Source organism: Kitasatospora sp. NPDC034035, assembly GCF_055575755.1.
Genome location: NZ_JBVISA010000031.1, coordinates 18,121 through 38,126, shown reverse-complemented (window position 1 = coordinate 38,126; position 20,006 = coordinate 18,121). Strand labels below are relative to the sequence as shown.

The 20,006-nt window shown below is 77.6% G+C and carries 3 protein-coding genes (1 of these 3 running past the window's edge); all 3 read left to right on the top strand.

The genetic code is table 11. The features are described from left to right. Tightly spaced (each overlapping or abutting the next), the 3 genes in view from ACZ52J_RS33195 to ACZ52J_RS33185 form a layout consistent with a single transcriptional unit that may run on beyond the window. Positions 1-3,676: the 3' portion of an SDR family NAD(P)-dependent oxidoreductase gene (locus ACZ52J_RS33195; protein WP_465624029.1), read on the top strand. 15,758 nt of this gene lie to the left of the window's left edge; only the last 3,676 of its 19,434 coding nucleotides appear in the window; its start codon lies off the left edge, out of view; it ends in the stop codon at positions 3,674-3,676. Beyond that, positions 3,676-10,644, top strand: a complete 6,969-nt coding sequence (locus ACZ52J_RS33190; RefSeq protein WP_465624028.1) for an SDR family NAD(P)-dependent oxidoreductase — start codon at positions 3,676-3,678, stop codon at positions 10,642-10,644. Before ACZ52J_RS33195 ends, ACZ52J_RS33190 begins: the two co-directional genes overlap by 1 nt. Beyond that, on the top strand, positions 10,641-20,006 hold the full coding sequence (locus ACZ52J_RS33185; RefSeq protein ID WP_465624026.1) for a type I polyketide synthase: 9,366 nt from the start codon (positions 10,641-10,643) through the stop codon (positions 20,004-20,006). Before ACZ52J_RS33190 ends, ACZ52J_RS33185 begins: the two co-directional genes overlap by 4 nt.

The following is a 20,006-nucleotide window of genomic DNA, read 5'->3' as shown; positions in this document are numbered from 1 at the left end:
GCTGGCCGCCTTCCTCGCCGGCGGCTCCGCCGGCGGCTCCGCCGGCGGCGGCACCGCCGGGGACCACGCCTGGCTCGCCGAGCCGGAGGGCGCGAGCTACCTGGCGCGGCTGGTCCGCGAGGGCCGGCTCGACCGGATCGCCCGGCTCTGGCAGGACGGCGCCGACATAGACTGGAGCGCGCTGCGCGCCGACCGGCCGCCGCTGGTGTCCCTGCCGACCTACCCGTTCGCCCGCGTACGGCACTGGCTGGCGGGCGGCACCGCGCCCGAGCCGGTGCGGCAGCCGGACGCGCCGTCCTCGCTGCTGCTGGTGAAGGACTGGGTGGCCGCGCCGCTGCCCGGGGCCGAACTGCCGGGCGGGATCGTGGCGTTGGTGAGCGCCGAGACCGAGCCGCTGGCCCGGGCCGCGTTCGGCCCGGCGGCCGAGCTGCTCCGGCTGGACGGCGACGACGAGGCCGCCGGCGCGAAGCTCGCGGCCGCGCTCGGCCGGGTCGGGGCGGTCGTCGACCTGGTCGACGTGTCGACCGTGCCCACCGACGTGGTGGCGGCCGACCCGGCCCGGATCGCGCTCCTGCGCGAGCTGGTCGCGGCCCACCGGGCCGGAGGTTTCGCCTACCTCCACCTGACGCACGGCCTGACCACGTTCCGCGCCGAGCGGCCCACCCTGCGGGGTGCCGGGCTCGCGGGCCTGGTCCGGATGCTCACCGCCGAGTACCGCGGGATCCTCGCCCGCACGCTCGACGTCGACTCCCTGGAGCCGGCCGCGCTGCGGGCGGCGGTCGCGGCCGAACTCGGCGCGACCGACCCGGTGACCGAGGTCTGCGTGCGCGGCGGCGTGCGGCACACGCCGGTGCTGCGGGAGGCCGCCGAGGCCGCGCCGGGCACCGACTGGTCCGCGGACCTGGCCGGGCGGACGGTGGTGATCACCGGCGGGACGGGCGCCCTCGGCCGGCTGGTGGCGGCCCGGCTGCTCGACCGGGGCGCCGACCGGCTCGTCCTGCTCGGCCGCACCGAGCTGCCCGAGCGGGCCGCCTGGCCGGCCCTGCTGGCCGACCCGGCCACCGATCCCGCCCTGGCGGCCCGCCTGCGGGACCTTGCGGCGCTCGACCGCCCGGGCGTCCGGGTGGCGGTCGAGAGCGCCCCGCCGGAGCGGATCGGCGAGGTGATCGACCGCGCCCGGCGCGAGCTGGGCCCGATCGCCGGGATCGTGCACTGCGCCGGCCTCGGGGTGATGACCGACCCGGCCTTCATCGGCAAGCGGATGGCCGACGTCAGCCGGGTGCTCGAACCCAAGACGACGGGGCTCCAGGGCCTGCTGGACGCGTGTGCGCAGGACCCGCTGCGGTTCGTCGTGCTGTACTCGTCCGTCGCCGGGCAGGTGCCCGCGCTGGCGGTCGGCATGAGCGACTACGCGCTGGCCAACTCCGCGCTGGACCGCCTCGCCGAGTACCGGGCCGCGACGGGCGGGCCGCTCGTGCGCTCCGTCCAGTGGCCGAGCTGGCGGTCGGCGGGCATGCCCGAGGTCGACACCGCGGCGTACCGCGGCCTCGGCCTGCGGGCCGTCGAGCCGGAGGTCGGACTGGACCTGCTGGACCGGGCGATGGCCGCCGCGGAGCCGGTCGTGCTGCCCTGCGTGGTGGACGGCGGGCGGTTCGACGCCGACGCGCTGCTCGCGGTGCCGGCGCCCGGCCGGCCGGAGGCCGCTCGGGGCGGGAACGCCGCCCCCGCCGGGCCGTCCGGGGCCGCCGCGACCGCGGTGGCGCCGTCCGGCCGGGCCGGGGAGGACCTGGTCCGGCGGCTGACCGAGGTGATCGCGGGGACGCTGCGGATGGACCCCGCGCAGGTGGAGCCGGGCGCCGACTTCGCCGACCTCGGGGTGGACTCGATCATGATCGCCCAGATCCTGGCCGCCCTGGAGCGGGAGCTCGGGGTAGTCGCCGAGCCGTCGGCGGTGCTGGAGAACCCGACCGTGGCACTGCTCGCGGAGGCGCTGCGGGACCAGGTCCCGGACCTGCCCGCCGTGGCGGCGCCGGTGTCCGTGGCGGTGCCGACGTCCGCCGAGGTGCCCGAGCGTGCCGAGGCGCCTGCTTGCGCCGACGTGCCCGAGCGTGCCGAGGCGCCTGCTTGCGCCGAGGTGCCCGAGCGTGCCGAGGTGACGGCCTCCGCCGAGTCGTCCGGGGCCGCCCGGACGGCGGCGGCGCCGCGGGACGGCATCGCCGTCATCGGGATCGCCGCCCACTTCCCCGGTGCGCCCGACCAGTCCTCGTTCTGGCGGAACCTGGCGTCCGGGACGGACTCGGTGACCGAGGTGCCGGCGTCCCGCTGGGACCAGGAGCGGTTCTGGCGCCCCGCCCAGGAGCCCGGCACCACCATCAGCAAGTGGGGCGGCTTCCTGGAGGGCATCGAGCAGTTCGACCCGGAGTACTTCCGGCTGGACCCGGCGGGCGCCGCGCACATCGACCCGCTGGTCCGCCAGGTCCTGGAGACCGGCGCGGAGTGCCTGGCGGACGCCGGGCTGACCGCCGCCGACGTCGGCGGCCGGCGGGTGGGCGTCTTCGCGGGCGCCCGGGCGGCCAACTTCGGTGCGCACCACGGCTCGGGCGGACCGCAGGCGATCAGCGGGGTGGCGCAGAACTTCATCGCCGCCCAGCTGTCCCACTTCCTCGACCTGCGCGGCCCGTCCGTGGTGGTCGACTCGGCCTGCTCCTCGGCGCTGGTCGCGGTGCACCTGGCCGCGCAGAGCCTGCGGAGCGGGGAGTCCGACCTGGCGTTCGCCGGCGGTGCGGAGATCCTCCTCGACGAGGTGCCGTTCATCGGCATGAGCGAGGCCGGCGCGCTGTCGCCGACCGGCCGCTGCCACACCTTCGACGAGCGGGCCGACGGCATCGTCCTCGGCGAGGGCGCGGGCATGCTGCTGCTCAAGCGGCTGGCCGACGCCGAGCGGGACGGCGACCGGGTCTACGCGGTGATCGAGGGCGGGGCCGTCAACAACGACGGCCGCACCATGGGCATCACCACGCCGAACCCCCGCGCGCAGCGGGAGGTGATCGAGCGGGCGCTGGCGGACGCGGGCGTCCGTCCGACGCAGATCGGCTACGTGGAGGCGCACGGCACCGGCACGATGATCGGTGACCCGATGGAGCTGAAGGCGCTCACCGAGGCCTTCCGCGGCGCCACCGACGAGATCGGCTTCTGCGGCGTCGGCAGCGTGAAGACCAACATCGGCCACACCCTGAGCGCGGCCGGCATCGCCGGACTGATCAAGGTCGTGCTCTCCGTCCACCACGCGCAGCTGCCGCCCACGCTGCACTGCGCGACGCTCAACCGGCGCTTCCGGTTCGACGAGTCGCCGCTGTTCCCGGTCCGGGAGCTGCGGCCGTTCGAGGGCCACGAGGGCGTCCGCCGGGCCGCCGTCAGCTCGTTCGGGTTCGGCGGCACCAACGCGCACCTGGTGGTGCGCCAGGCGCCGGCCGGGCACGTACCGTCGCGGACGCCGCTGGATCCGCCCCGCTACCGGCGGCGGTGGTTCTGGTTCGACCGGGCGGCGCAGCCGGTGCAGCCGGCCGTCCCCGCGTCCGTCCCCGCGTCCGCCCCTGCGACCGCCCCGGCGTCCGGGCCCGCAGTGCCGGCGCCGTTCTTCGAGCTCCAGTTCCAGTCCGTGCCGGGAGGAAAGTAATGATCGCGTTGGATGGCCTGACCTGCACCGTGGTGGTGCGAGGGGCCGACCCGGTGCTGCGCGACCACCGGGTGCACGGCACGCGCATCCTGCCCGGCGTGTCGTTCCTCGACATGATCTACCGCATCCTGCTGGCCCACGGGGTCGACACCGAGCGGGTGGAGCTGCGCCGGCTGCTGTTCCGCAACCCGGCGGCGGCCGGACCGGACTTCGACACCGAGGTGACGATCCGGTTCACCGCCGAGGGTGACGGCTACCGGGTGTCGGCCACCGGCACCCGGCGGCCGTCGGGCGAGGTGGAGCCGCTGTTCGACTGCCGGCTCCTGCTCGACCTGCCGTTCCCCGCGGAGTCGACGGACCTGGCCGCGCTGCGCGCGCGGGCCACCCGCACCGTCGACATGGCGGAGCTGTACGCGACCGTGCGGCGCACCGGCATCGAGCACGGGGACTTCATGCGGGCCCGCGGCACCCTGTACGTCGGGGCCGGGGAGATGCTGGCGGACCTCTCGCTGAGCCCGCAGGCCGCGGACTACGCCGAGTACTTCCACCTGCACCCGGCCGGACTGGACTCCTCGACGCTGCTGCCGACGGTGTTCGCCACCGCGGACGTGGGCGGCGGCGCGCGGCCGTACATCCCGATGCTGATCGAGTCGTTCCGCGCCCGCGGCCCGCTCGGGACGCGCTCCCTGGTGGTCGCGGCGCCGCCGCGCCCGGCCGGTGCGGACGGCGACCTGACCACCTGTGACCTGCGCTTCCACGACGAGCACGGGCAACTGCGGCTCTGGCTGCGGGGCCTGACGTCCAAGCGGGTCCGGGACGAGGCCGCGATCACCCGTCTGGAGGCCGCCGCGCCGGCCCGGGAGTCGGGCGAGGAGGTCGTGCGCCGACTGCTCACCGACCGCCTCGACCGGGCGGAGTTCGACGAGGAGGCGGGCTTCTACGAGCTGGGCCTGGACTCCTCGGCCCTGCTGGGCATCGCCGCGGACCTGGAGGGCGCGTTCGGCCGGGACTTCTCGCCGACGCTGCTGTTCGAGCACAACACCTTCGCGGCCCTGGCCGAGCACCTGCGGGAGTTCGAGCCGGTGACGGGCCCCGTACCGGCCCCGGCCGCCCCGGCGGCGCAGGCCGCTCCCGCCGAAGAGCCGCCCGCCGAAGAGCCGGCCGCCGAGGAACCCCCCGCCGAGGTGGTCTGGTTCGCACCGCACTGGCGGGCGGCGCCGCTGCCCGCGGCCGCGCCGCCGGCCGCCGTGCTGACCGTCGACGCGACCACCCCACACGACTGGCCGGCCCTGCTCGCGGGCTCCGACGCCGCGGACGTGCTCTGGATCCCCGCCGATCCGCAGGACCTCGCGGCCGAGGCGGTCGCCCTGACCGGGTTCGCCGCGGCCCTGCTGCGCGCGCGCCGCGGGCAGGTCCGCCTCGCCCTCCACCTCGCCGCCGACGCACCCGTCGCGGCCGTCGCGGCCCTGTTCCGGACCCTGCGCCGGGAGCAGCCGGACGTCCGGGCCGGCGTGGTGCGCTCCCCGTACACGGCCGACGCGCTGGCGGAACTCGCCGCCGGCGTCCCGGACCCGGACGTGCGGTACACCGACGGGCGGCGCGAGGTCCGGGACGTCCGGCCGGTACCGGCCCCCGAGCGCCCCGCGCGGCTGCGCGACCGGGGCGTCTACCTGATCACCGGCGGCCTCGGCGGGGCGGGCCTGGCCCTGGCCCGCCACTTGGCCCGGACCGTCCGGGCCCGCCTGGTGCTCTGCGGGCGCTCCGCCGCGGACCCGTCGGTGAGCGCCGAGCTGACCGCCCTCGGGGCGGAGGTCGCCGTCGTGGCGGCCGACGTCACCCGGGCCGAGGACGTGCGCCGCGTCGTCGACCTGGCGCTGTCCAGGTTCGGTGCGCTGCACGGCGTGGTCCACGCCGCCGGCGTGCTGCGCGACGGACTGATCGCGGGCAAGGCCGCCGAGGACGTCCGTGCGGTGCTCGCGCCCAAGCTCGCCGGCGCCCGCCACCTGTACGGGGCGACCCGGGACCTCGGGCTGGACTTCCTGGTGCTCTGCTCCTCCACCGCGGGGGCGTGGGGCAACCCCGGTCAGGCCGACTACGCCTGCGCCAACGCCTTCCTGGACGGCTTCGCGGAGGGGAAGCCGGGCGTGGTCTCGGTCGGCTGGCCGGCCTGGGCCGAGGGCGGGATGCCGCTCGACACCGCCGGGCTGCGGCGGATGGGCCTGCGGCCGATGGACACCCCGACCGCCGTGGACATCCTGCTGGCGGCGGTCGGCAGCGGCCGCCCGCACGTGGTCGCCCTCGTCGGGTCGGCGGAGCGGATCACCGGCGAGTTCGGGGCCGTGGCGGAACCGGCCGCCGAGCCCGTTCCCGCGCCGGCCCCCGTTCAGGCCGCCGCCCAGGCCCCTGTGCAGGCCGCCGCCCAGGCCCCTGTGCAGGCCCCTGTGCAGGCCGTCGGGCGCGTCCACGCCCAGGCCCCCGCGGCCGCCGTGGAGCGGACCGCCGCCCCGGACGTCCGGGACGACGCGATCGCCGTGGTCGGGATCAGCGGACGCTACCCGAAGGCCCGTGACCTCGACGAGTTCTGGGCGAACCTGCGCACCGGCCGCGACTGCATCACCGAGGTGCCCGCCGACCGCTGGGACCACCGGGCGATCCACACCGAAACCAAGGGCCTGCCCGGCCGCTCCTACGGCCGCTGGGGCGGCTTCGTCGACGGCATCGACGAGTTCGACGCCGCGTTCTTCCACATCTCGCCGAACGAGGCCGCCGTGCTGGACCCGCAGGAGCGGCTGTTCCTCCAGGAGGCGTGGCACGCGTTCGAGGAGGCCGGCCACGCCCCCTCGGCCTGGCGCGGCCGGGACGTCGGTGTGTTCGCCGGGGTGATGTACAACCAGTACCAGCTGTACGGGGTCCAGGACGAACCCGGCCTGGTGCCGTCCTCGTTCGCCGCCTCGATCGCCAACCGCGTCTCGTACTTCCTCGACCTGCGCGGGCCGAGCATCGCCCTCGACAGCATGTGCTCGTCGTCCCTGACGGCGATCCACCTCGCCGTCGAGGCGATCCGGCGCGGCGACTGCGAGGCGGCGCTGGCCGGCGGCGTCAACCTGCACGTCCACCCCAACAAGTACCTGCTGCTGAGCCAGTCGTCCTTCCTGTCCACCGACGGCCGCTGCCGGGCCTTCGGCGAGGGCGGGGACGGCTACGTGCCCGGCGAGGGCGTCGGCGTGGTGCTGCTGCGCCCGCTGCGCGACGCGCTGCGCGACGGCGACCACGTGCACGCCGTCATCCGCGGCACGACCCTCAATCACGGCGGCCGCACCGGCGGCTTCTCGGTGCCCAACCCGGCCTCCCAGGCCGCGCTGATCGCCCGGTCGCTGGCGGACTCGGGCGTGGACCCGGCCGAGCTCGGCTACCTGGAGGCGCACGGCACCGGCACCAGCCTCGGCGACCCGATCGAACTCGACGCCCTGGAGCGGGCGTTCGACCAGGCCGGCGCCGGTCGCGGCCCCTGGCCGATCGGTTCGGTCAAGTCGAACATCGGCCACTTGGAGTCGGCCGCCGGCATCGCCGCCGTCAGCAAGGTCGTGCTCCAGTTCCGGCACCGGCAGCTGGTGCCCTCCCTGCACGCCGACCCGCTCAACCCCGCCGTGGACTGGGACGGTTCGCGCTTCCGGGTGCAGCGCGCCACCGAGCCGTGGGCGCCGCGCGAGGGCGGGCCGCGCACGGCGGCGATCAGCTCCTTCGGCGCGGGCGGCTCCAACGCCCACCTGGTGCTCGCCGAGCACCCCGCCGAGGCGGTCGCGCCGGCGCCGGCCGAACCCCGGCTGTTCGTGCTCTCCGCCAAGGACGTCACCCGACTCGACACCGTGGTCGAGGAGTTGCTCGCCCACCTGGAGCGGACGGCCGACGGAGACACCGCGTCGGCGCTGGAGGCGATCCTGACCGAGGTGGTCGGCTTCCAGGCCGACCCGCGCGAGCCGCTGGCCGAACTCGGCCTCGACTACCCGCGGTTGGCCGAACTCGCGCACCGCGTCGAGGCGGCCTTCGGCGTCCGGCCGCCGATCGACGAGGGGACCACCCCCGCCGACCTGGCGGCCCGGCTCGCGACGCGGGCCCCCGCGGTGGACCTGGAGGCGCTCGCCTACACCCTCTGGGCCGGCCGCGACCACCTGGACGAGCGGCTCGCCGTCGTCGCCACCACCACCGCCGAGCTCATCGAGGCCCTGCGCGCCGGGACCGGCCACCGCGGCCGCCGCCGGCGCGCCGCGGCGCCCGTCGCGGCCGGCGACCTGCGGACCCTCGCCGGCGCCTGGGTCGAGGGCGCCGAGATCACCCTCGCCCCGCCCGCGCGCCCGCGCCGGCTGTCGCTGCCCGGCTACCCGTTCGCCCGCGAGCGCCACTGGGTCGAGACCGCCCCCGCGGGCGCCCGCCCGCGGGCCGAGGCGGTCGAGCTGGTCGAACTGGCCGACGGGGACGTGCTCACCGCGCGGACGTCCCGGGCGGACCAGCCCTGGCTGGCCGACCACACCGTGGACGGCACCGCCATCGTCCCGGGCGCCTTCCTCGTCGAGCTGGTCCTGCACGCCGGGGCCCGGCTCGGCCGCCCCCGGATCGCCGAGCTGGTGATCCAGGCCCCGCTGCTGTTCGACGACGCCGACCTGCGGGTCACCGTCCGGCCCGCCGACGCGGACGGCCGGCGCGAGTTCGAGCTGCACGCCCGCCCGACCGGCGGCGCCTGGACCCGGCACGCCACCGGTGCCCTCGACCCCGCCCCCGCCGACACCCCGAGCACCCCGCCGCTGCCCGGCGACGCCGAGGAGATCGACGTCACCCGGCTCTACCAGGGCCTGGCCGGGTACGGACCGGCCTTCCAGGGGCTGCGCCGGGCCTGGCGCGCCGGCGAGGCCGTGTACGCCGACGTGCTCGTGCCCGGCGGGGACGCCGGGCCGTACGCCCTGCACCCGGTGCTGCTCGACTCCGCCCTGCACGCGGTGGCGCTGACCGGCGTCATCGACGGCGACCGCCCGCGGCTGCCGTTCGCCTGGTCGGGCGTCCGGGTGCACAACCCCGGGGCGACGGCCGCCCGGGCCAGGGTCGCCCACCTGGGCCCCGACACCGTCGAGGTGCGGCTCACCGACCCGGCCGGCCGGCCGGTCGCGACCGTCGAGTCGGTCGTCCTGCGCCCGGCCGGTGCCCCCGCCGACCCGCTGTACCGGGTCGAGTGGGTCCCGGTGGACCCGCCCCGGCCGGAGCGGGCCGCCCGCTACGCGGTGGTCGGCGCCGACCCGGCCGGCGCCGCGGCCGCCCTGACAGCGTCCGGCGCCGAGGTCGTCCGGGCCGCGGAGCTGTCCGCGCTGGCGGACGTGCCGCCGGTGGTCGTGCTGCCCGTCGCCTCCGACGGGCCGGACGGCGCCGCCGCCCGCGCGCTCACCCGGCGGGTGCTCGACCTGATCCAGGAGTGGCTGGCGGGGGAGCGGTACGCCACCGCCCGGCTCGTCCTGCTCACCACGGCGCCCGACCCGGCCACCGCCGCCGCCTGGGGCCTGGTGCGCTCCGCGCAGTCCGAGCACCCCGGCCGGTTCACGCTGGTCGAGGCCGACGACCTCACCGACCTGCCGGCCGCGCTGGGCTCCGACGAGCCGCAGCTGTCCCTGCGGGACGGCGCCGTCCGGGCGGCCCGCCTCGTCCGGATGCCCGCCGAGGCCGCCGAACCCGGGCCGCGCGACCACGGCACCGTCCTGGTCACCGGCGCCGCCGGCGCCCTCGCCGGTCCGGTCGTCCGCCACCTGGTCGAGCGGCACGGGGTCCGTGACCTCCTGCTGGTCAGCCGCAGCGGCCGGGCCCCGGAGGGCCTGGCCGGCCTCGACGCCCGCGTCGAGACCGCCGCCTGCGACGTCGCCGACCGCGCCGCGCTCGCCGCGCTGCTGGCCGGCCGGACGGTCGGCACGGTGATCCACGCCGCGGGCGTGCTCGACGACGGGGTGGTCACCGCCCTCGACGCCGAGCGCCTCGACGCCGTACTGCGCCCGAAGGCCGACGGCGCGAGCCACCTGCACGAGCTGCTGCCCGACGCCGACCTGGTGCTGTTCTCCTCGGTCGCCGGCGTCCTCGGCGGCCCCGGCCAGGGCAACTACGCCGCGGCCAACGCCTTCCTCGACGCCCTCGCCCGGCACCGGGTCGCGGGCGGCGGCCGCGCCGTCTCGGTGGCCTGGGGCCCCTGGGCGACGGACGAGGGCATGACCGCCGACCGCGCCCGGCTCGCCCGGGCCGGCATCGAGCTGCTGCCGGCGGACGCCGCGCTGCGCCTGCTCGACGCCGCCCTGGCCGGCACCGAACCGGAGGTGGCCGCGATCCGCCTCACCCCCGGCCGGTCCGCCGCCGTCCCGCACCTGCTGCGCGCGCTCGTGCGGCCCGCGCCCGCGACGGCCGACCCCGCCCTCGCCGGGCTCGCCGCGCTCGACCCGGACGAGCGGCGCACCCGCCTGTCGGCCGTCGTCCGCGGCCAGGCCGCCGCGGTGCTCGGCTACGCCGACGCCGGTGCGATCGAGTCCGACCGCTCCTTCCAGGAGCTCGGCTTCGACTCGCTGAGCTCGGTCGAGTTCCGCAACCGGCTCGGCGCCGCGCTCGGCCTGACCCTGGAGGCCACCCTGGTCTTCGACCACCCCACCCCGGCCGAGCTGGTCGTCCACCTCGACGAGCGGCTCGGCGGCGCGGACCGTTCGGGCGACCTGCCGTCGCTGTTCGCGGCCTTCGACCGGCTGGCCGCCGAGCTCACCGCCGCCGCCACCGACGACCTCGCCCGCGACCGGGCCGCCGAACGCGTCCGCGGCCTGCTCGACGAGCTGACGCCGCACGCCGCGCCGGGATCGCTCGACCCCTTCGAGACCGCGACCGACGACGAGGTCTTCGCCCTGATCGACGCTGAACTCGGCAGCCCGCTGCCGGGACTGGAGGACCGTACCCGATGACCACCGACGACAAGCTGCGCGAGTACCTGCGGCGGGTCACCGCGGAACTCCAGTCGACCAAGCGCCGACTACGCGACCTCCAGGACCGCTCCGCCGAGCCGATCGCGATCGTCGGCATGGCCTGCCGCTACCCCGGCGGCGTCGCCTCGCCCGACGACCTGTGGAAGCTGGTCGCCGAGGGCCGGGACGGCATCAGCCGGTTCCCCGCCAACCGCGGCTGGGACCTCGAGGCGCTCTACCACCCCGACCCGGACCACCCCGGCACGACCACCGTCATGCAGGGCGGGTTCCTGCACGACGCCGCCGAGTTCGACGCCGGGTTCTTCGGCATCTCGCCCAAGGAGGCCCACTACACCGATCCGCAGCAGCGGATGATCCTCCAGGCCTCCTGGGAGGCCGTGGAACGGGCCGGCCTGGACCCGACCGCCCTGCGGGAGAGCCGCACCGGCGTCTACACCGGCGTGATGCACCACGACTACCCGGGAGCCCAGGGCGCGGGCAGCGTCGTCTCCGGGCGGGTGGCCTACCAGCTCGGCCTGCGCGGCCCCGCCGTCACCGTGGACACCGCCTGCTCCTCCTCGCTGGTCGCCCTGCACCTGGCCGTCAAGGCCCTGCGGCGCGGCGAGTGCGACATGGCGCTGGTGGGCGGTGCGACGGTGCTGGCGACCCCGACCGCCTTCGTCGAGTTCAGCCGCCAGCGCGGGCTGGCCCCCGACGGGCGCTGCAAGCCGTTCGCCGCCGCCGCCGACGGCACCGCGTGGTCCGAGGGCATCGGCGTCCTCGTGGTCGAGCGGCTGTCGGCGGCGCTCGAGGCCGGCCGGCCGGTCCTCGCGGTGGTGCGCGGCAGCGCGATCAACCAGGACGGCGCCAGCAACGGCCTGACCGCCCCCAACGGCCCCGCCCAGCAGCGGGTCATCCGCGAGGCCCTGGTCGACGCGGGCCTCACCCCCGCCCAGGTCGACGTGGTCGAGGCGCACGGCACCGGCACCCCGCTGGGCGACCCGGTGGAGGCGCAGGCCGTGCTCGCCGCCTACGGCAAGGAGCGCGCCGAGCCGCTGCGACTGGGCTCGATCAAGTCCAACCTCGGGCACACCCAGGCCGCGGCCGGTGTCGCCGGGATCATCAAGATGGTCATGGCGATGCGCCACGGCGTGCTGCCCAGGACCCTGCACCTGGACGAGCCCAGCCCGTACGTCGACTGGTCGGCGGGCGCCGTGGAACTGCTGGCCGAGGACTCGCCCTGGCCGGCCGGCGCCGAACCCCGGCGGGCGGGCGTCTCCTCGTTCGGCGTCAGCGGCACCAACGCCCACGTGATCCTGGAGGAACCGCCCGCGGCGGCCGACCGGGACGAACCCGCCGAGGACGCCCCCGGGCCGTGGACCTGGGCGCTGTCCGGCCGGTCGGCCGCCGGGCTGCGCGCCCAGGCCGAGGCGCTGACCGGGTACCTGGCCGCCCGGCCCGCGCTGCGGGAGGGCGACGTCGCCCTCTCGCTGGCCACCACCCGGGCCGCGCACGAGCACCGCGCCGTCGTCCGCGGCGCCGACCGCGCCGAGCTGACGGCCGGTCTGGCCGAACTCGCGGCCGGCCGCCCCTCGGCGGCCGTGGTCGAGGGCACCGTCGGCCCGGCCGGCGGGGTGGCCTTCCTCTTCCCGGGCCAGGGCTCGCAGTGGCGGGACATGGCGGTGGAACTGCTGGACACCGACGAGGTGTTCCGGGCCCGGATCGCCGAGTGCGCGGCCGCGCTCGCCCCGCACGTCGACTTCGACCTGGAGGCCGTGCTGCGCGGCGCGGGGGACCTGGAGCGGGTCGACGTCGTCCAGCCCGCCCTGTTCGCCGTGATGGTCGCCCTCGCCGAGGTCTGGCGCTCGCTGGGCATCCGGCCCACCGCCGTGGTCGGCCACAGCCAGGGCGAGATCGCCGCGGCCTGCGTGGCCGGCGCGCTCACCCTGGAGGACGCCGCCCGGGTGGTCGCCCTGCGCAGCCGGGCGCTGCCGGCACTCTCCGGCCGCGGCGGGATGATGTCCGTCGCGCTGCCCGCCGACCAGGTCCGCGAGCGGCTCGGCCGCTGGGACGGCCGACTGGCGGTCGCCGCCGTCAACGGCACGTCCTCGGCGGTCGTCTCCGGTGACGTCGACGCGCTGGACGAGCTCCTCGCCGCCTGCGAGGCCGAGGAGGTGCGGGCCCGCCGGGTCGACGTCGACTACGCCTCGCACTGCTTCCACGTCGAGGCCGTCCGCGACCAGGTCCTGGAGGCGCTCGCACCGGTGCGCCCGCGCGCCCCCGAGGTGCCGTTCTTCTCCTCCGTCGAAGGCCGGTGGATCGACGGCGACGACGCCTTCGACGCCGACTACTGGTACCGCAACCTGCGCGAGACGGTCCGCTTCGACGAGGCCGTCACCGCGCTGGTCCGGCGCGGTTGCACGACCCTGCTGGAGGTCAGCCCGCACCCGGTGGTCACCAACGGGGCGCAGGAGACCGTCGAGGCGCTCGACGCAGACGTCGCGGTCGTGCACACCCTGCGCCGCGACGAGGGCGGCCGGGCCCAACTGCTCACCGCGCTCGCCCAGTTGCACGTCAGGGGGGTGCGGCCGGACTGGTCGGCGGTGTGGCCCGGCGCCCGCCGCGTCGAGCTCCCCACCACCGCCTTCGTCACCGAGCCGTACTGGCGCGCCGACGACGACCCGGCCGCCTTGGGCCTGGACCTCGTCGACCACCCCGTCCTGCGGGCCTGCCTGGGCGGCGAGCAGACCGTCCTGACCGGCCGGCTCTCCCTGACCGCCCTGCCCTGGCTGGCCGACCACGTCGTCGACGGACTGGTGGTGCTGCCGGGCGCGGCCATCACCGAACTGGCCGCCCGGGCCGGCGACGAGGTGGGCTGCGCGGTCGTCGACCAGCTCACCCTGCTCACCCCGGTCGTCCTGCCCGAGGACGCCGAGGTCCGGGTGCGGCTCGACGTCGCGGCGCCCGCCGAGGACGGCTCCCGCGCACTGACCCTGCACACCCGCACCGGCGGGACGGATCACTGGACCACCCACGCCACCGCCGTCCTGCTGCCCGACGACGCCCGACCGGCGCCCACGCCGGTCGCCTGGCCGCCGGCCGACGCCGAACCGCTCGACGTGGAGGAGCTCTACGCCCGGCTGCGCGGCGCCGGGCTCCCGTACGGCCCGGCCTTCCGCGGTGTGCGGGCGCTGTGGCGCGGCCGCGACGGCGCCGTGTTCGCCGAGGTCGCGCTGCCCGGCACCGAGCCGGACGGCTTCGTGCTGCACCCCGCGCTGCTCGACGCCTGCCTCCACCCGGTGGCGCTCGGCGGCTTCCTCACCGGGCCGCCCGACCGGCCCTCGCTGCCCTTCGAGTGGACGGGCGTGCGCGTCCACGCCGTCGGCGCCGACTCCGTCCGGGTGGCCGTCACCGCGGCCGGGCCCGACGCCGTCCGGATCGAGATGGCCGACCCGTCGGGCGCGCCGGTCGCCACGGTGGACACGCTCGTGCTGCGCGCGCTGCCCGAGGGCGCCCTGGGCCGGTCGGACAGCCGCGACCTGCTGCGCCCCGCCTGGGTGGGCCGCGCCCTGCCCGACGGCGCCGCGGTCGACTTCGCGGTGCCCGACCCGGACCTCGCCGCGCTGCTGAAGCGTCAGCCCGCCACCGGCACCGCGCCGTTCGTCCTGGTCCCGGCGCCGACCGGTGAGCCGGCCGCCGCCGTGGCGAGCGCGCTCACCACGGTGCAGGAGTGGCTCGCCGACGAGGGCTCCGCGGCCGCGACCCTCGTAGTGGTCACCCGCCGGGTGCGCGAGGACGTCGCCGAGGCCGCCGTGGCCGGCCTGGTGCGCTCCGCCCAGGTCGAGCACCCCGACCGCTTCCTGCTGCTCGACCTGGCCGACGACTCCGACGCCACGCTCACCGCGGTACCCGCCGCGCTGGCCGCCGGTGAGCCGCAGATCGCGCTGGCCGACGGCGCCGCCACGGTGCTCCGGCTGGAACGCACGGCGCCGACCGCCGACCCGACCGCCGACCCGACCGCCGACCCGACCGCCGACCCGGCCGCCGACCCGGCCGCCGACCCGGCCGCCGACCCGGCCGCCGACCCGGCCGCCGACCCGGCCGCCGACCCGGCCGCCGACCCGGCCGAGGACCCGGCCGCGGGGCTCGGCAAGGTCCTGGTCACCGGGGCCTTCGGCACCCTCGGGCAGCTCGTCGCCCGCCACCTGGTCGACGCGCACGGCGTGCGCGACCTGGTGCTGGTCGGCCGGCGCGGCGCACGGACCCCCGGCGCGGCCGAGCTCGTCGACGCGCTGACCACCGCCGGCGCGACGGTCGAGGCGGCGGCCTGCGACGTCTCCGACCGCGCCGCACTGGCCCGGCTGGTCGACGGCGCCGGCTTCACCACCGTCGTCCACGCCGCGGGCGTCCTGGACGACGTCCTGGTCACCGACCTGACGCCGGAGCGCCTCACCCGGGTGCTGGCACCCAAGCTCGACGCGGCCCTGCACCTGCACACCCTGCTGCCCGACGCGCGGCTGGTGTTCTTCTCCTCGGCGGCCGGCCTGCTCGGCGGGTTCGGACAGGCCAACTACGCGGCGGCCAACGCCGGACTCGACGCCCTGATCCGGCTGCGCCACGCCCGGGGCCTGCCGGGGGTCTCCCTGGCCTGGGGCCTGTGGGAGGCCGAGAGCACCATGACCGAGGGGGTCGACCGCGACGGCTTCGGCCGCTCGGGCTTCCTCGCGCTGTCCGACCGCGCCGGCCTCGCCGCCCTGGACGGCGCCCTCGCCTCCGACGAGCCGGTGCTCGCACCCATCCGGCTTGACCCGGCCACCCTGCGCGCGATGGGCGACGGGGTGCCCGCCCCGCTGCGCGCCCTGGTCGGTGCGCCGGCCCGCCGCACCGCCGCCGGCGGCGGCGTGGCCGTCGACCCCGAACTGGGCGCCCGCCTGGCCGGCAAGACCCCGGCCGACCGGCAGCGGGTGCTGCTCGACCTGGTGGCCGCGCACGCCGCCGCCGTCCTCGGCCACGGCTCGGCGGACGGCGTCGACCCCGACCGGGCCTTCAAGGACGTCGGCTTCGGTTCGGTCAGCTCCGTCGAACTGCGCAACCGGCTCTCCGCCGCCACCGGCCTGCGGCTGCCCGCGACCGTGGTCTTCAGCCACCCCAACCCGGCCGCGCTGGCCCGCCACCTGGACGACCTGCTGGCCGGCGCGCAGGCCTCGGCGCCCGTCGCGGCCGCCTCCCGGCAGGCCGACGCGGACGACCCCGTCGTCCTCGTCGGGATCGGCTGCCGGCTCCCCGGCGGCGTCGCCACGCCGGAGGACCTCTGGGAGCTGCTGAGCGCCGAACGCGACGGCATCGGCCCCTTCCCCGAGGACCGCGGCTGGCCGGTCGACCGGTACGACCCGGACCCGGCCGCCGCCGGGCGCAGCTACGTCCGGCACGGCGGCTTCATGGCCGGCGCGACCACCTTCGACGCGGCCTTCTTCGGGGTGTCGCCGCGCGAGGCCGCTGCGATGGACCCGCAGCAGCGCCTCCTGCTGGAGACCGTCTGGGAGGCCTGCGAGGACGCCGGGATCGACCCGGCCACGCTGCGCGGCACCCGCACCGGCGTGTTCGTCGGCTCCATGTACCAGGACTACGGCCGCCTCCTGGAGGGCGCGGCGGCCGAGGGCTTCCTCGCCCCCGGCGTCGGCGGCGGCGTGCTGTCCGGCCGGGTCGCCTACAGCTACGGCCTGGAGGGCCCGACCATCACCGTCGACACCGCCTGCTCGTCCTCCCTGGTCGCCCTGCACCTCGCCGCCCAGTCCGTCCGGGCGGGGGAGTGCGACCTCGCGCTGGCCGGCGGCGTCACGGTGCTCTCGACGCCGATGGTGTTCGTCGAGTTCAGCCGCCAGCGCGGACTGGCCGCCGACGGCCGCTGCAAGCCGTTCGCCGCCGCGGCCGACGGCACCGCGCTCGGCGAGGGGGTCGGCATGGTGCTCGTCGAGCGCCTCTCCCGGGCCCGCGCCCTCGGCCACGAGGTGCTGGCCGTGCTGCGCGCCAGCGCGGTGAACTCCGACGGCGCGAGCAACGGCCTCACCGCGCCCAACGGCCGCGCCCAGGAACAGGTGATGCGGGCGGCCCTCGCCGCCGGCGGCCTGCGCCCCGCCGACGTGGACGCGATCGAGGGGCACGGCACCGGCACGGCGCTCGGCGACCCGATCGAGGCCCAAGCGGTGCTGGCGGTCTACGGCCAGGACCGCCCGGAGCCGCTCTGGCTGGGCTCGCTCAAGTCCAACCTCGGGCACGTGCAGGCGGCGGCCGGCATCGCCGGCGTCATCAAGGCCGTGCTGTCCATCCGGCACGGGCTGCTGCCGCGCAGCCTGCACCTCGACGAGCCGTCACCGCACGTCGACTGGAGCACCGGGAACGTCGCCCTGCTGAGCTCGGCCCAGCCCTGGCCCGAGCGGCCGGGCCCCCGCCGGATGGGCGTGTCCTCGTTCGGGATCAGCGGGACCAACGCCCACGTGGTGATCGAGCAGCCGCCGGCGGCGCCCGTCGCCGAGTCGGCCGGGCCCGACCTGGAGGGCGTGCCGTGGCTGCTGTCGGCGCGCTCCGAGGCGGCGCTGTCCGCCCAGGCCGCCCGCCTGCTGGCGGCGGACACCACGGACCTGCCCGCCGTCGCCCGCGCCCTGGCCACCACCCGGTCCGCCCAGCGGTACCGGGCGGCGGTGACCGGCGCGGACGAGTCGGCGATCCGTACCGCGCTGACCGCCCTGGCGGACGGCCGGACCGACCCGGGCCTGCGCCGCGCGACGGCCGGCCGGCCCCGGCTCGCCCTGCTGTTCACCGGGCAGGGCAGCCAACTCCCGGGCATGGGACGGGAACTGTACGAGACCTTCCCGGTCTACGCGCGGGCCTTCGACGAGGTCTGCGGGCTCTTCGACCTGGGCAGCCCGCTGCGCGAGGCGGTCTTCGGCGAGGAGGGGCCGCTCGACCGCACCGAGTACACCCAGGCGGCGCTGTTCGCCCTCCAGGTGGCCCAGTTCCGGCTGCTGTCCTCCTGGGGCGTGACGCCGGACCTCCTGATCGGCCACTCCGTCGGCGAGCTCTCCGCCGCCTGCGTGTCCGGCCTGATCCCGCTCGACCGGGCCGCCCCGCTGGTGGCCGCCCGGGGCCGGGTGCTCGGCGCCCTCCCGCCGGGCGGCGCGATGATGTCGGTCCGGGCCTCCGAGGAGGAGGTGCTCGCCCTGCTCGACGGCCGGGCGGACCGGGTGGCGATCGCCGCCGTCAACGGTCCCGCGGCCGTGGTGCTCTCGGGGGAGGACGAGGCCGTGACGGCGGTCGCCGCCGAGCTCGTGGCCCGCGGGCACCGCACCCGCCGGCTGAACGTGGGCATCGCCTTCCACTCGCCGCTCGTGGAGCCGGCGCTCGCCGAGTTCCGCGAGGTGGCCGCGGCGGTGCGGTTCGGGACGGCCGGGATCCCGGTCGTCTCCACCGTCCGCACCGACGCGCCGATGGACTCCGCCGACTACTGGGTGGACCAGCTGCGCGGATCGGTCCGCTTCTCCGACGCCGTCCGCCGCGCCCACGAGGACGGGGCGACCGCGTTCCTGGAGCTCGGCCCCGACGCGGTGCTGGCCCCGGCCGCCGCGGTGTGCCTTCCGGACCTCCCGGTCCGCCCGGTCGCCCTGCTGCGACGGGACCGGACGGACGTCCGCGCGGCCACCGAGGCGCTGGGCGCCCTGCACACCCACGGGGTGCCGGTGGACTGGGCGGCCGTCCACGAGGGCAGGCCGCTGCGCCGGGTGTCGCTGCCGCGGTACGCGTTCCGCAGCCGGCACTACTGGCCCGAGGTCGTCGTGCCGAAGGCCGTCGAAGCGGCGCCCGCGGTGCCCGAGCCCGTGGCGCCCGCCCCGGCGGACACCGTGCTCGCCCCGCTCTGGTCCGCCCTGGAGAACGACGACGTCGCCTCGGCGCTGGGCCTGCTCGACCTGCGGGGGGACGAGACGCCCGCCGAGATCCTCGCGGCCCTCGGCCGGCTGCGCTCCGGCGCCCGGCTCCCCGTCGTGCAGACGGCCCGGTGGCGGCGCGTCCCGGACGGCCCGGCCCCGGCCCTCGACCGGGACGTGCTGCTCCTCGCCCCGCCCGGGGGCGACGACGACCTGGCCGACGCGCTCGCCGGGGCCCTGGCCCGGCACGGCGCACGCGTGCGGACGGGCGGCGCCGAGCGGCCGGACCTCGTCGTCGCGCTGCCCGGGGCCGAACCGGTCGCGGCGCCCGGCGTCCCGCGGTGGGCCCTCGGCACGGACGGCGGCGACCCGGTCGGCGACCACCTGGTGATCCTGCCGCCGGTGGTCGACGCCCGGGCCCGGGCCCGGCTCTGCGCGGTGATCGCCGAGGGGCACCCCGAGGCCCGGATCGAGGCGGACGGCGTGTCCGTGCGCGAGTACCGGACGGTGGAACCGGCCGAGCGGTGGCGCCCGGCGGGCGACGTCCTGCTGGCCGGCCTCCCGGACGGGCTCGCCGGGGCGGTGGCCGAGGAGGTACGGCGTTTCGGCGCCCGCTGCCTGGTGGCGGGGGGCTCCCCCTGCCCGCCCGGTGCCGTCCGGCTCGCCGAGGCGGAAGGCGCGGTGGCGCCGACGGCGGCGATCGTCGGGGCCGGGGTGGACCCGGGGACGGTCGGGAGGGACGGGACGGTACCGCTGGTCGCCGTCGTGTCGGTGGGGGAGCGGGTGGCGGAGCCGTCGGCCGGGATCCTCGCCCTCGGTCGCTCCGCGGTCGCGGTGGCGGTCGCTCCGGGGCTGGACCCGCGGGCGGCGGCGGCCGGGCTGTTCCGGGCGCTGACGGCGGGTGAGCCTGCGGTCCGCCTCGTCGACGGGGACGCGCTTCCCGCTGCGACGCCGGGGGCTGCCGCCACCGGGACCGAGGCGGCGGGGGCCACGGCCCCCGCGCCCGAGGTCTCCGCGCCGGTTGTTTCCGTGGCCGTGGCCGTGCCCGTGGCCGTCGAGCCCGACGCCGCTCCCACCGCTCCTGCCGCTCCCGCCGCGGACGCGGCGGATACCGCAGAGGACGAGCCCGAGGCCGGCCCCAACCGGGAGGCCGAACTCTGGCTGGCGCTGGCCGCGTTGCCGCGCGACCAGTGGCAGGACGCCGTCCTGGGCGGTGTCCGCGGACTGGTGGCCGCGGTGCTGGGGCACGAGTCCGTCGACGAGGTGGGCGTCGAGGACGAGTTCTTCGACCTCGGTCTCACCTCCGTCACGGCGATCGAGCTGCGCGACCACCTCGTCGCACTGACCGGCCTCGACTGGGCCGCCGACGTGCTGTACGAGAACCCGACGCCGCAGATCCTGGCGGACCTCGTCATCGACCGGCTGGCCGCCGCGATGGACTGA